At 71.1% G+C, this 13434-nt stretch carries 15 protein-coding genes and 1 other RNA gene; 11 read left to right on the plus strand and 5 right to left on the minus strand.

The window, feature by feature from the left end:
- The first annotated feature begins 390 nt into the window (after nucleotides 1-390).
- The 9 genes from ASG40_RS04455 (at nucleotide 391) to ASG40_RS04485 (ending at nucleotide 6387) form a co-directional block, all read left to right on the plus strand.
- The gene (locus ASG40_RS04455) at nucleotides 391-678 is read left to right on the plus strand and encodes a DUF4164 domain-containing protein (protein ID WP_244475647.1); all 288 of its coding nucleotides are present in this window, start codon (nucleotides 391-393) and stop codon (nucleotides 676-678) included.
- Nucleotides 679-693: 15 nt separating this feature from the next.
- Nucleotides 694-1053: a cell division protein ZapA gene (locus ASG40_RS04460; protein WP_055881380.1), complete on the plus strand. Its 360-nt coding sequence runs from the start codon at nucleotides 694-696 to the stop codon at nucleotides 1051-1053.
- 44 nt (nucleotides 1054-1097) lie between these two features.
- A non-coding RNA gene (ssrS, locus tag ASG40_RS20220) (6S RNA) lies at nucleotides 1098-1254 on the plus strand.
- Nucleotides 1244-1837: a 5-formyltetrahydrofolate cyclo-ligase gene (locus tag ASG40_RS04465; protein WP_055881385.1), complete on the plus strand. Its 594-nt coding sequence runs from the start codon at nucleotides 1244-1246 to the stop codon at nucleotides 1835-1837. Before ssrS ends, ASG40_RS04465 begins: the two co-directional genes overlap by 11 nt.
- A gap of 13 nt (nucleotides 1838-1850) precedes the next feature.
- On the plus strand, nucleotides 1851-2672 hold the full coding sequence (locus ASG40_RS04470) for a TIGR00282 family metallophosphoesterase (protein WP_055881390.1): 822 nt from the start codon (nucleotides 1851-1853) through the stop codon (nucleotides 2670-2672).
- A gap of 227 nt (nucleotides 2673-2899) precedes the next feature.
- Nucleotides 2900-3823 (plus strand): C1 family peptidase, encoded by a 924-nt coding sequence (locus ASG40_RS04475; protein WP_082494437.1) that lies wholly within the window; start codon nucleotides 2900-2902, stop codon nucleotides 3821-3823.
- A 47-nt stretch (nucleotides 3824-3870) separates the two neighbouring features.
- Complete coding sequence (locus ASG40_RS22495) at nucleotides 3871-4173, plus strand: protease inhibitor I42 family protein (protein WP_082494438.1); 303 nt, start codon at nucleotides 3871-3873, stop codon at nucleotides 4171-4173.
- Nucleotides 4174-4408: 235 nt separating this feature from the next.
- The gene (locus ASG40_RS04480; RefSeq protein WP_055881396.1) at nucleotides 4409-5374 is read left to right on the plus strand and encodes a MotA/TolQ/ExbB proton channel family protein; all 966 of its coding nucleotides are present in this window, start codon (nucleotides 4409-4411) and stop codon (nucleotides 5372-5374) included.
- Complete coding sequence (locus tag ASG40_RS04485; protein WP_055881399.1) at nucleotides 5374-6387, plus strand: peptidoglycan -binding protein; 1014 nt, start codon at nucleotides 5374-5376, stop codon at nucleotides 6385-6387. Before ASG40_RS04480 ends, ASG40_RS04485 begins: the two co-directional genes overlap by 1 nt.
- On the opposite strand, the gene ASG40_RS04490 is transcribed toward ASG40_RS04485, so the two are convergent.
- The 5 genes from ASG40_RS04490 to ASG40_RS04510 form a co-directional block, all read right to left on the minus strand.
- Complete coding sequence (locus ASG40_RS04490) at nucleotides 6368-7072, minus strand: gamma-glutamylcyclotransferase (RefSeq protein WP_055881402.1); 705 nt, start codon at nucleotides 7070-7072, stop codon at nucleotides 6368-6370. The two genes, ASG40_RS04485 and ASG40_RS04490, sit on opposite strands and share 20 nt — an antisense overlap.
- Before the next feature lie 107 nt (nucleotides 7073-7179).
- The gene (locus ASG40_RS04495) at nucleotides 7180-7611 is read right to left on the minus strand and encodes an FKBP-type peptidyl-prolyl cis-trans isomerase (RefSeq protein ID WP_055881406.1); all 432 of its coding nucleotides are present in this window, start codon (nucleotides 7609-7611) and stop codon (nucleotides 7180-7182) included.
- Nucleotides 7612-7685: 74 nt separating this feature from the next.
- Nucleotides 7686-9023, minus strand: a complete 1338-nt coding sequence (locus ASG40_RS04500) for a lipopolysaccharide biosynthesis protein (RefSeq protein ID WP_055881771.1) — start codon at nucleotides 9021-9023, stop codon at nucleotides 7686-7688.
- Nucleotides 9024-9173: 150 nt separating this feature from the next.
- Nucleotides 9174-9983, minus strand: a complete 810-nt coding sequence (locus ASG40_RS04505; RefSeq protein ID WP_082523909.1) for a GDSL-type esterase/lipase family protein — start codon at nucleotides 9981-9983, stop codon at nucleotides 9174-9176.
- Between the two features lie 131 nt (nucleotides 9984-10114).
- Nucleotides 10115-11218, minus strand: coding sequence for an OpgC family protein (locus tag ASG40_RS04510; RefSeq protein WP_055881409.1), 1104 nt, complete (start codon nucleotides 11216-11218; stop codon nucleotides 10115-10117).
- Nucleotides 11219-11380: 162 nt separating this feature from the next.
- On the opposite strand from ASG40_RS04510, the gene ASG40_RS04515 reads away from it, so the two are divergent.
- Both ASG40_RS04515 and ASG40_RS04520 read left to right on the plus strand, forming a co-directional pair.
- A complete protein-coding gene (locus ASG40_RS04515) occupies nucleotides 11381-12436 on the plus strand; it encodes an SDR family oxidoreductase (protein WP_244480529.1) in 1056 nt (351 codons plus the stop codon).
- Nucleotides 12437-12487: 51 nt separating this feature from the next.
- On the plus strand, nucleotides 12488-13405 hold the full coding sequence (locus ASG40_RS04520; RefSeq protein WP_055881411.1) for an alpha/beta fold hydrolase: 918 nt from the start codon (nucleotides 12488-12490) through the stop codon (nucleotides 13403-13405).
- Nucleotides 13406-13434: the final 29 nt, after the last annotated feature.

Genomic DNA, 13434 nt, shown 5'->3' on the forward strand with positions numbered 1-13434 from the left:
CGCCCCCGTGAGGCCCACATCGGCACGCCGGGGCCGCCGGGCAAGAACACTCTCGCGCGAGATCGCTCCCGCGAACGACACCGCGTGGCCCGGATGCCGGCGTTTCGCGCCGCGCCCGTTCCTGAGCGGTGCCACGTTTGAACCTGAGATGAACCGGCCGGCCCCCGCGCTGGCGCGGGGTCGGACCGTTCGCGGCCCCGCGGGGCCTGTCGTCAGGCGGACGAGGGCTGACTATCATGGCCGTTCGGGCTGGCAAAGGTTGCCGGGTGACGATCGGACGCGAAAGTCAGGTTGATTTCCCGACCCGGCCGGCTCGACAATGCGGGCCGTCAGAACGCGCCTTGGCGATGATGTCCCGATCGTAAGGCCCCGCACCGTGAGATCCCGATCGTGAGCCACGCCGCCGGCCCCGGCATCCTGCGCCTCGAAGCCGCCCTGACCCGGCTCGAGGAGGCCGTCGCCCAGCGCTTCGAGGCGGTGCGCGCACCGGGCGAGACCGAGATCGAGCTCGCGATCATGGGCGAGGACAGGGCGCGGCTCGCCGCCGAGCTCGATGCGGCCAGCGCCCGGCTCGCCGCGGTGGAGGCCACCACCGACGACGTCGGGCATCGCCTCGGGCGCGCCATCGCCACCGTCGAGGGCGTCCTGCTGCGGCCCCGCCGCCATCCCGACCTCTGAGCGGACGGCGCGCCCATGCCCCAGATCAACGTCACCATCGACGGCAAGAGCTACCGGATGGCCTGCGCCGAGGGCGAGGAGCCGCACCTGGCCGCCCTCGCCGCGAGCTTCGGCGCCAAGGTCGCCGAGATGCGCCAGGCCTTCGGCGAGATCGGCGACATGCGCCTCCAGGTGATGGCGGCGCTGACCCAGGCCGACGAACTGCTGGAGGTCCGGCGCCGTCTCGCCGACCTCGAGGCCGAGACCGGGGCCATCCGCGAGCGCCTCGCCTCCCTCGACGCCGAGCGGGCGGTGGACGAGGCGCAGCTGGAGGACGGGCTCAACCGGGCGGCCGAACGGATCGAGCGACTGGCCCACAGGCTGGCGACGGGGTGAGGGTCCCCCTGGCGCCGCGCCCCCGCCGACGCTACATACTGCTGGCGGGGCTGCAGAGTCCGTCAGGAGCACTTTCCCCGGGGCCTTATCGACTCCCCCGGGAGCTGTCCCTGGCCTCGTCCCTGGACTTGGTCAACACGGCGCCCACCTACACTGTAGGTTTCCCGGGATCGATCCTCCAACGGCTCACGTGGCTCCGCACTCCTCCTCCCCCACCTCCGGCCTCAAGGCCATCCTTCGCGATGCCGTCCTCGCCCGGCGCGACGGGCTCGCGCCCGAGTCCCGCCGCGACGGGTCCGTGGCCGTCGCCGATGCGGTCATGGCCATCGACGCCCTCGCCGGGGCGCGGATCGTCGGGGCGTTCTGGCCGATCCGCAGCGAGGTCGATCCGCGCCCGCTCATCGACCGGCTGTTCGCCCGCGGCCAGCGCGTCGCCCTGCCGAAGGTGACGCCCGAGGGCCTCGTGTTCCGCGAGTGGAAGGCCGGCGAGGCCCTGGTCGCGGGCCGCTTTGGCCTGAGCGAGCCGCGCGACGACCTCCCTCCCCTCGATCCCACCGCCCTGATCGTGCCGCTGGCGGCCTTCGACCGCCGCGGCCATCGCATCGGCTACGGGCGCGGCTACTACGACCGGGCGATCGCGCGCCTCAGCGGCAACGGCCCGGTCCTCACCATCGGGATCGCCTTCGCGGTCCAGGAGATCGAGGCGGTCCCGGCCGAGTCGCACGACCGGCCCCTTGACCATCTCGTGACCGAGGCCGGCCCCGTCTCCCTCCTCCGGACCTGAAGGCCCGCCGCCGATGCGCCTCCTCTTCCTCGGTGACGTCGTTGGGCGTCCCGGCCGCTCCGCCGTGACCGGCCGCCTGCCGGCCCTGCGCGAACGCTGGCGCCTCGATTGCGTGGTGATCAACGGCGAGAACGCCGCCGGCGGCTTCGGGATCACCGAGGCGATCTGCGACGAGCTCCTCCAGGCCGGGGCCGACGCGGTGACGCTGGGCAACCACTCCTTCGACCAGCGCGAGGCCCTGGTCTTCATCGCCCGCCAGACCCGTCTGGTGCGCCCGGCCAACTACCCGCCGGGCACGCCCGGGCGCGGCGCCACGGTGGTGGAGACCCGCGCCGGGGCGCGCGTCCTCGTCCTCAACGTGATGGGGCGGATCTACCTCGATGCCCTCGACGATCCCTTCGCGGCAGCCGAGCGCGAACTCACCGCCTGCCCGCTCGGCGAGGTCGCCGATGCGGTGATCGTGGACGTCCATGCCGAGGCGACCAGCGAAAAGCAGGCCTTCGGGTACTTCCTCGACGGCCGCGCCAGCCTGGTGGTGGGCACTCACACCCACACCCCCACCTCGGACCACCGTATCCTACCCGGCGGCACCGCCTACCTCTCCGACGCCGGCATGTGCGGCGACTACGATTCGATCCTCGGCATGCAGAAGGACGAGCCCCTACGCCGCTTCCTGCAGAAGACCCCCGGCGCCCGCCTCGAGGCGGCGCAGGGGACCGGCACCCTGTGCGGCATCGCGGTGGAGACGGACGACGCCACCGGCCTCGCCACGCGGGTGGCGCCGGTGCGCCTCGGGCCGCACCTGGAGGAGACCTGGCCGCGGGAGTGGGATTGAGGCGGTCCCAAGGGATAGCGGTGCCGCGACGCACGACGCCGGTCGGTCTGCGGATTCCGATTGGACGATAGGACGGGCCCTCTGACGACTGCATCCATGGGCGCCTGTCGGCATTTTGACTTGAGGAACATTGCTTTCGTCACAAGCGCCGGTTGACGGACGTGCGATTTCCGAACACAACTTGAGGGTGTCTTATGCGGCTCTGAAGTTGTGGAAAGGACGTCCCCGTGGGTCAGCCGGATTTCGAGCGGATCAATGCCGCGATTCAGCGAGCGGGCGCGCGATGGGACGCCGGTCCGACGTCCATCAGCGAATTCTACGATGTCGAAGCATCGCCGACTGGGCGGTTCGGCCTTTCCTTTGACCCGGAGCGGGCCAAGAAGGAGGTCGTCAAGGCGCGAAATGCCGAATCGGCGCTATTCAAGGTTGTCGCACCGCCGCCGCCGAAACTCGACTGGCGTAATAGCGGCGGTCAGAACTTCGTGACACCAGTCAAGGATCAATCGAGCTGCGGCTCCTGCGTCGCATTTGCGACATGCGCCGCCGTGGAAAGCCGGATTCTCATCGGTACCGGGAATCCCGGTGGGTCGATCGACCTCTCGGAGGCCCATCTCTTCTACTGCGGCGCGCCGAACTCTTGCGACCAGGGGTGGTTCTACACGAAGGCGCTGGACTACGCGAAAAAGCACGGCATCGGCCAGGAGTCGGATTTCCCCTACACGCCCGGCAATCAGGCGTGCCAGCCGATTCCGCCCATCGTCAGCGTGCCTCGCTACCAGACCGCGGTATCCCAGATGGCCCGCAAGCAGGCTCTCCAGAAGGGGCCGGTGATCGGCGGATTTCGCGTGTTCCAGGATTTCTATGCTTACCGAAAAGGCATCTACACTCATGTGGCGGGTGAGTTTCTCGGATGGCATGCCGTTGCCGTGATCGGCTATGACGACGCCGAGCAATGCTGGATCGCCAAGAACAGTTGGGGATCGGGATGGGGCGAGAAGGGCTATTTTCGCATCGGATATGGTGAATGCGGAATCGATTCCGAGGTGTTGTTCTACGATCCCGAGATCGCACTGGCGAGCACGACCGTGGTCGCTCGACAGCTGTCGCCCCGCCGTACGAAAGCCGCGAAGCTCACTGAAAAGCTTGCTTGAATCGCGTCGCGGGCGCGATATGAGCGGGCCTTTCGGAGGACGTCGTGATGGATCTTGAGCGGCGTGGTCCCATCGACGCCCGCCCCGGCGAGACGATCGAGATCGCGGCGCCGGGAGAAGGAATCGGAGGGTTCCTCTGGCATGCGGAAGTGCCTCACCATGCGGCGACGATCGTTGGTGAGACGCTCGGCCCACCGTCCGATGGGGTTGGGGCCGGAACGGCAAAGGTCTTTCGCGTGCGCCTCGAAGGGCCGGGTGACACGACGTTGCGCCTCGTTCAGACACGGTCCTGGGATTCGGTGCCCGGGCGTGTCATCGAGGTGCCGATCCGGTGCGTCTCAGGACGTTAGCCAGCCACGCGTCTCGTGTCTGTGTTCGTGATGGAGGTCGGCGAGGTCGTCTTGCCATCAGTCGTCTTGCCATCAATTGCGTGCAAAGCTGGCGCGGCCGTCATTTCGAGGCCCCCGACGACTTGATCGTGGCCAGACCTGCGGCCAGTGTGCGCTCGGTCCCGCCGCGATGCGCGCGCGTCTCGACGTGTCGTGAACGCTAGCAAGTCAGCGTCGAAGAGTTTCCCATCAGCCCATGGCGACCCCTCCCGCGAATCCCGACGCACCGCTGGTCAAGCCGGGCATCTACCTGATCCGGATGCTGGTCTTCCTGACCCTGGTCGGGTTCCTCGCCTTCGTCCTGTTCAAGCAGATCACGCCGGCCTTCCTCGCCAATCCCGGCCTCAACGGGCTGATCCTCGGCGTGCTGCTGCTGGCGGTCCTGCTCGCCTTCGGGCAGGTGCTGCGCCTCAACCGCGAGACGGCCTACGTCAATGCGATGGCGATGGGGCAGGAGCCGGCCAAGGGGCCCGCGCTCCTGGCGCCGCTGGCACCGGCGATCGCGGCGCGGCGCGAGGGGCGCAGCCTGCCGGCCACCCGCGCCTTCCTCGACAGCACCGCCGCCCGCCTCGACGAGGGTCGCGAGATCCTGCGCTACGTCGCCGGCCTCCTCATCCTGCTCGGCCTGCTCGGCACCTTTTGGGGCCTCATCGACACCCTGAGCGCGGTCGGCTCGGTGATCCGCACCATGCGCGGCGGCGGCGAGGCCGGCGCGATGTTCGACGAACTGAAGAACGGCCTGGCCGTTCCCCTCAGCGGCATCGGCCTGGCCTTTTCGGCATCGCTGTTCGGTCTGGCCAGCTCCCTCGTCATCGGCTTCCTCGACCTGCAGGCCGGCCAGGCCCACGCCCGCTTCCACAACGACCTCGAGGACTGGCTGACCTCGGGCGAGACGCAGGAGGCCGCCACGGCGCTCCCCGCCGTGCCGGCCTCGGCCAAGGAGCTGACGGAGGCGGTGGAGCGCCTGACCACCGTGGTCGCCGAGGGCGCCAACGGCCGGGTCGCGACCCAGGCGATGACCAACCTCGCCGAGGGCATCCAGGGCCTCGTCCAGCACATGCGCGCCGAGCAGCAGATGATCCGCGACTGGGTCGAGGCCCAGGCCAGCCGCGAGCGCGAGCTGAAGCAGGCGCTGGACCGCCTCGGCCGCGAGCGGGCCTGATGGCCTCGCTGCGCACGCGGCGCGACCGGAGCCTCAACGTCTGGCCGGGCTATGTCGACGCCCTGGCCACGCTGCTGCTGGCGGTGGTCTTCCTGCTGACGATCTTCGTGGTGGGGCAGTTCTTCCTGTCCCAGGAGATCACCGGCCGCGACACGGTCCTCAACCGCCTCACCCGCCAGATCGCCGACCTCACGGACCTGCTGGCCCTCGAACGCTCCAACAAGCGGGCGCAGGAGGAGAGCGCCGCCAACCTGCGCAGCACGCTCACGGCGACCGAGGCCGACCGCGACCGGCTCCAGGTCCTGGCCGAGGGGGCGCAGGGCAGCGGTTCGCGCGTCGAAGAGCGCGACAAGCAGATCGCGGTGGAGCGGGCCAACACCAACCGCGCCCTGTCGCAGGTCGACCTCCTCAACGAGCAGATCGCCGCCATGCGCCGCCAGCTCGCCGCCCTCGAGGACGCGCTCTCGGCCTCCGAGAACCGCGACAAGGAGAGCCAGGCCCGCATCGCCGACCTCGGCAGCCGCCTCAACGTCGCCCTGGCGCAGCGGGTGCAGGAACTGGCGCGCTACCGCTCCGACTTCTTCGGGCGCCTGCGCCAGATCCTCGGCAACCGCCCCGACATCCGCATCGTCGGCGACCGCTTCGTGCTGCAATCGGAGGTGCTGTTCCCCGTCGGTTCGGCGAGCCTGAAGGCGGAGGCCGGCCCCGAACTCGACCGCATCGCCACGGCGATCATCGACCTCGCCCGGCAGATCCCCGCCGACATCCCCTGGGTGCTGCGCATCGACGGCCACACCGACGCGCGCCCGATCGCCAGTTCGCAGTTCCCCTCGAACTGGGCGCTCTCGGCCGCCCGCGCCATCGCGGTGGTGCAATACATGGCGGGCAAGGGCATCCCGCCCCAGCGCCTCCTGGCGGCGGCCTTCGGCGAGTTCCAGCCCCTGGAGGCCGGCACCACCGAGGAGGCCTACGGCCGCAACCGCCGGATCGAGCTCAAGCTGACCGAGCGATGAGCGGAGCGGCCTGCAGCCGCTCGGCGACCAGGGCCTGGAGCGACCACAGGTGGCGGTCGCGAATGCCGAGTTCGGCACAGGCCAGCGCGGTGCGGCGCAGGTATTCGGCGCTGGGGCCGAGGCCGCCGTCGGCCCGGGCGATGAGGTCGGCGATCTCGGCCTCGCCGAGGCGGCCGGTGTAGCGGTCGCAGGCCGGGTTCGCCACGAAGGTCAGGGCCTCGACCACGCCCTCGCGCGTGGCCACGGGCACCCAGCGGGCGCGGTAGCCGTTGCCGCGCATCTCGCGGCGCCACACAGGCATCAGCACCTCCCGCCAGTCGCCCGCGGGCAGGCGGAAGGCGACACCGTCGCAGACGCCGCCGGCCACCAGCGCCAGGACGAGGCCGGGGTGATCGGTCGAGCCGCGAAAGCGTCGCTGCAGCAGGCAGAAGCGCCGGTGCCAGCCGCGCACGCGGCCCAGGCGCTGCTCCGCGATCGCGAATTCCGGCTGCCAGATCAGCGAGCCGTAGCCGAACACCCACGGCCCCCCGCCGGCCGGGGCCGGGCGTGCATCGAGTTCGCTGTGGAGGGCGGCCTCGACGTCCGCGTCGGTCATGAGCGGCATCGCGGCGGTATCGTCGGCCGGCCGCCGGGGATGGGCGGCGGCGATCAGTTCGGCGGTGAGGGTCAGGTCGCGCTGCGGCATCGCGGGTTCCACGGGCACGAGGGCTCGGTCTCGCGCGTCTGCGGCACAGGCAATATTCGGGCAGATCGGATGCGGGCGACCGGTTCCCCGGCCGCCCGACGGGAGCGTCAGCGGACGCCGAGCAGTTCCACGTCGAAGATCAGGGTGGCGCCGGGCGGGATGACGCCACCGGCGCCGCGCGAGCCGTAGCCCTGGTCCGGCGGGATCACGAGGCGGCGCTTGCCGCCGACCTTCATGGTGGCGACGCCCGTATCCCAGCCGGCGATGACCTGGCCGGCGCCCAGCGTGAAGCTGAAGGGCTGGCCGCGATCGACGGAGGAATCGAATTTCTTGCCCGGCTTGCCGCCTTCGTCGAGCCAGCCGGTGTAGTGGACGTTGACCTTCTGGCCGGCCTTGGGCTCGGGGCCGGTGCCCACCACCTCGTCCTGGTATTTCAGGCCCGACGGGGTCGTCACGTACTCGGCTGAGGCGGATGCGGTCATGGCGATCAACGAGGCTCCGGCGATGAGGGAGAGGAAGCGGGGAAGGAGTCTGGGCATGCGGCGGGGATGTCCTGTCTGACGTGCCGAGGCGGTGGGTTAGCACAGGCGAGGGGCCGCTGCCGAGGGGGCGATCAGCGGCGCGACGAGCCCGGCAGGGCCAGCACGGGCGTGGCGATGCCGTGCAGGGCATTCGCGGCGATCGCCATGGCCAGCGCCCGCGCGTTCACGGCGAGCGCCATGGCCGTGGCGGCACCGGTCACGCCGATCCAGGCGAACAGGAGCCCGGTCAGGAGCGCGGCCAGGACCAGCGCCGACAGGGTGATGCCGGCCGCCAGACGCTCGCCCCCGAGCATCGCCAGGATGTGTTCGCCCGGCCCGAACAGGCTGGCACCGAGGCTACCCCCCACGAGGATCGCCAGGATGGGAAGACCGTCGCGAAACCCGGGCCCGAACAGGTCGAGGAGCCAGGGCGCCACGGCGAGGAGCCCGCTGCCGACGAGGGCGGTGCCCAGGGCGGTGAGCCGGGCCTGATGCCGCACGAGGTCCTGGAGGGCCCCGCGCTCGCCGGTGGCGGCCAGGGCGGCGAAGCGATGCGCGGTGGCGGCGGTGGCGGCATAGGCCACGAAGGCGACGAACTGCTGGATGCGGGTGGCGGCGAAATACAGGCCCACCGTCTGGGGCGATGCCACGAGGCTCAGGACGACGACGTCGGCGACGCCGAGGCCGGCGCCGGCGAGGTCTCCGGCCGCGATCGGAACGCAGGCGCCGAGCCACGTCCGCCACGCGTAGCGGCGGGGCCCGTTCGGGATCGACCGGCCGAGGAGCCGGCGCAGGGCCAGGGCCTGGACCGACAGGGCGACGGCGGTGGCGACGAGCAGGCAGGCGAGCGCGGTCGCGGCTTCCGGCGGCAGGCCGAGGCCGATCGCGGCCAGGAGCGCTGCCATCATGACGCCCTGGCGCAGGAGGTAGGGCGGGGCGATGGCGAGCACCGCCCGGTTCTGGCTGCGCGCGAGGCCCTCGCAGTAATCCTGCAGGGCGAACAGGGGCAGGATCAGGGCCGCCACTAGGATCGGCCCCGCGAAGGGCCCGCCGGGCAGGGAACCCTCGATCCAGACGAGGCCGAGGCCGAACCCGGCGAGCGCGATGCCGCCGGTCAGCGAAAGGCATGTACCGGCGCGCAGGAACCCGCGCACCGCGTCGAGGTCGCCGTTCGCCCGATGGATCGGGAGGAAGCGGCAGGCGCCCTGCGAAAACCCCAGGCTCGCGGCATGGCCCAGGATGGCGATCCAGACCGAGACCGCCGCGACGATGCCGAATTCGGCAGCACCGAGCAGGCGCGCCATCAGGACCTGGGCGCCGTAGGCGAAGCCGGCGGCCGCGATCCGGATGCCGAACACGGTCGCCGCCGCGCGGGAGGCGGTGCCCACCGACCGGCCGGCCGGCACGGACGCCGGGCCGGAGCGCCGGATGCCGACGAAGGCATCGGCCGGGATGGATCGCGTCGCCGCCGGAACCGTCACGGAGCCTCCGGCCGCCCGCCCTCGGACGCCGATGCTCCCCTCGAGACCGGCCTCCCGGGCGGGAAGCCTAAGGCTCCCGCGTTTCGGTCCGGTAAACCGTCACTGGCCGCTGCCGGCAGGGCCGGGGGCCGCCGCCCTCGGGCCGTCCTTGGGCGGCGTCACGGCGGTGCCGGTGACGGTGGCGAGATCGGGCTGGAGTAGCGACAGCGAGATCGCGCGGGTCACGTGCTCGGCCATGCAGCGCAGGCCGAGGTCGTTGAGGCGGAACTGCTTGCCCAGCAGATGACCCTCGCCCTTGTCGCCGCTGCCGGCGAGGTAGCGCATCGCCTCGTAGCGCTGCACCAACGGCACGCCCTCGCTCGCGGCCACGTCCTTCACCGCCTTGACGATGCTCGTGTAATAAGCGTCCTCGGCCAGGCTCGCCGTATAGAGCGGGTCGACCAGCACGATGTCGATCTCGTGGGATTTGACCCATTGCACCGCCTCGCGCAGGGCGTTGGCGAAATCGCCGACATCGACGCGGGCGAGCGCGTCGTGGGTGCCCACCTGCCAGATCACCAGATCGGGCTCCGATTCCGCGACCATGGTCCGCAATCGTTCGGCGGCGCCGGAGGCGACCTCGCCGGACAGGCCGCGGCTCTCGATCTCGACGTCGACGTTGGGGATCGACCGCTCCAGGGCCGATTCGAGCTTGACGGGATAGGAGGTGGAGGCGCCCGCGCTGGCGGCCGGTGCGCCGATGGCCAGGACGCGCACCGGGCGCTTTTCCTTCAGCGCCGCCTTGACCGCGGCGAGCCGATTGAGGGTGTAGAGCCGCGAGCCGGGCACCCTGCACTCGGGCGACAGGGTGGCGTCGAGGGCCTCGCCCCCCTCCGCGGTCGCGGTCGAGCGCGGCGGGGACACGACCATCGCCGGCGGCGCCTGCATGGCCGGCGCTTGCATGGCGGGCGCTTGCATGACAGGCGCCGCTGGCATGGCCGGTGCTTGGGTAGCCGGCGATTGCGGGGTCGCCTGGGCGCGCGCCGAGGGGGCGACGAGCCCTAGCGTGAGGCCGAGGACGAGGGCCGTGGCCTTCGGGAGCGCCATTCGACGAACCATGCTGTGACACCCAGAGCGATCAATCCCGATCCTACGACGACACAGTCGACGAATACACCGCCGCCGGTCTGGAATCTGACGAATTGGGCCCCGAGGCTGAGGAGGGACCCGATGGAGAAGACCGCCAGCGAATTCCGGCCCAATCCTGCGAGATAGCGCGCCACCGGGCCGATCCGCGGGGCGACGAGGCGGTAGACGGCCTGGAAGGCCAGCAGCACGCCCACGAAGTGGACGAGGCGGGCCGGCGACAGGTAGGTCTTGTCGAAGGTGAACAGCAGGCGCGGGTCCGGCACCAGCAGAGGATCGGGCCGGATCTCCCAGACCGAGAGCACGATGCCGGCCGCGACGATGACGACGCCGAGCGGCACCAGCCGCGCCGTCCACAGCCGCAGCCAGGCGTGCTCCCGGTGCCAGCCCTGCATGACGATGCCGAGCACCAGGAGCAGCTGCCAGCACAGGGGGTTGAAGAACCAGTCCCCCTCCCCCGGCCACGCGGGCAGGTTCCATTCGAACACGAGGCTGGCGCCGTAGACGGCCATCGAGAGGGCGAGCGCCAGGGCGCGGCTCCGGCGCGCCAGGAGCACGAAGGCCGGGGCGACCCCGATCAGCACCACGTAGAGCGGCAGGATGTTGAAGAACCCGAGCTGATGGGTGAGCAGCACGAACCCGACCATGGTCTGGATCGGGTCGGCGAAGAAGCCGCCCGCATTGTGCCACTCGAGGATGAGGGGGTTGTCGAGGGCCAGCGCCGTGCCGGCGATCATCGCCAGCGCCAATGCCATCGTGGTGATCTGGGCTCGGTACACCTCCACCGTGCGCGACAGCAGCCGCAGTACGCTGGTGAGGGCCGGTTCGGGCGTGCCGTCCTTGCCGTGGGTGGCGATCCCGATCGACCAGCCGGCCAGGAACACGAACAGCTCGGCCGCGTCCGAGATGCCGTACTGCGAGTAGGTGTACCGCTCGAAGGTGTTGCCGGGGATGTGGTTGATGAAGATCGTCACCAGGGCCAGGCCGCGCCAGAAATCGATCGCGTTCGGGTCGCGCATCCGCAGGGTGGCTCCGGTGTCGGCTCGGCGAGGGGCCGGCCCTGATAAGGCCGCGACATCCCAACTGCAAAGGCCGATCCACCTGTCGTTGCGCATCTCCGACGCCTGCGGCCCGCCCGGCGGTCGTGGTGCACCGAACAAGCGGTACGATCGCGAGTTGGCATGGAGTATGGTCCCGACCTCAACACCGAGCGCCCCACCATGAATGCTCTCAAGCCATTGTGCGATCAGGTGATCGTCATCACCGGCGCCTCGAGCGGCATCGGCCTCGTCACCGCACGGCTGGCGGCCGCGCGCGGCGCGCGGGTGGTGCTGGTCGCCCGCAACGCCGAGGCCCTCGACATCCTGCGCAACGAGATCCTCGACGCCGGCGGCCAGGCGATCGCGGTGCCGGCCGACGTCGGGGTCCGCGAGGAGGTCGAGGTGGTCGCCGAATGCGCCATCGAGGCCTACGGCCGGATCGACACCTGGGTGAACAACGCGGGCCTGACGATCTACGGCCGGCTCTGGCAGGTGAGCGACGCCGACCACGAGCGCCTGCTCCGGACCAACCTGTGGGGAACGGTGCTGGGCTCCCTGATCGCGGTGGAGCACCTGAGGAAGGCCGGCGGCGCCCTCATCAACGTCGGGAGCCTCGGCTCGGACCTCGCCTTCCCGCTGCAGGGGATGTACGGCGCCAGCAAGCACGCCGTGAAGGGCTTCACCGACAGCCTGCGGATGGAGCTCCTCGAGGACGGCGCTCCGATCTCCGTCACCCTGATCAAGCCGGCCTCGATCGATACCCCCCTGCCCCAGCACGCCCGCAACTACATGGACCGCGAGCCGAAGCTCCCGCCGCCGGTCTATCCCCCCGAGGAGGTGGCCGAGGCGATCCTGCATGCCGCGGTCCATCCGCGGCGGGACGTCTTCGTCGGCGGTGCGGCCAAGGCGTTGGCGAGCTTCAAGACCTTCGCGCCGGGCGCCTACGACGCGCTGTCGCCGGCCGTGAGCGCCCTGCAGCGGCGCAAGGAGGCGCCGCGCGATCCGGCGGGATCCCTGCATGCCGCGGGCACCGACGGCCGGGCGCGGGGCGACCACCCCGGTTACGTCATGCGCACGAGCGCCTATACCCGCGTCGAGCGGAACCTGGTGCCGGCGCTCGGCCTCGCTGGGGTGCTGGCGGTGGTGGCGCTGCTCGCCACGCGGTCGGGGCGGCCCGCGACGGGGCGGCGGTCCTGAGCGGGAGGGGCGGGGGATTGCGATCCGGTTCGAGCGGGACGAAGGGCTGACATGGAGCAGGCTGTGGACAGGACATCGGGGCGCGACGACACCGTCGTGGCCCTTTCCGAACGCCGGGGCCGTACCGTCTCCCTCGATCGCCGCATCCTGCGGTCCTCCGGCGGACGCGGGATCGCCTACGTCGAGGCGGGCTCGGGTCCCGACCTCGTCCTGATCCACGGCGCTCTCACCACCCTGGACGACATGTGGCTCGGCCCGATGACGGCCCTGAGCCGGCACTTCCGCGTCATCGCCGTCGACCGGCCCGGCCACGGCGCCAGCGACCGCATCCGCTTCCGCGACGGCTCGCCCTGGGCCCAGGCCGCGATCGTCCGCGAGGCGCTGCGGGCGCTGGGTCTTCACCGGCCGGTGATCGTCGGCCATTCCTTCGGCGGGGCGGTGGCGCTGTCCTACGCCATGAGCTTTCCCGACGAGATCGCCGGCGTCGTGGCGCTGGCGCCCATCTGCTTTCCCGAGCTGCGCCTCGAGCAGCTTCTGTTCGGCCCGCGCGCGGTCCCGGTCCTCGGCGACGCCCTCGCCTTCACGGGCGGGGCCGCCTTCGACACGGCGATGCTGCCGATGCTGTGGCGGACGATGTTCCTGCCCCAGGCGATGCCGCCGCGGTTTGCCGCCGAGTTCCCCTTCGCCTGGGCACGCCGCCCCGCGCCGATGATCGCCAACGGCGAGGACGCCGCCGCCCTATGGCCGGCGCTCACCCGCCTCGCCATGGCCTACGGCCGGTGCCGCGTGCCCGTGCACATCCTGGGCGGCGACGCCGACCTCGTCGTCGGCAACCTGATCCACGGCTGGAACGCATCGCGTCTCATCCCGGGCGCGCGCTTCGACCTCATCGCCGGGGCCGGGCACATGCTGCACCACTTCCACGCCGATGCGATCACGGCGGCGGCGATGGAAATGGGCCGGGCCTGAGGGCTTTCGCACGAAGGCGGACACGCTTG

The sequence above is a fragment of the Methylobacterium sp. Leaf399 genome (genome assembly GCF_001424525.1).
Taxonomy (GTDB): domain Bacteria; phylum Pseudomonadota; class Alphaproteobacteria; order Rhizobiales; family Beijerinckiaceae; genus Methylobacterium.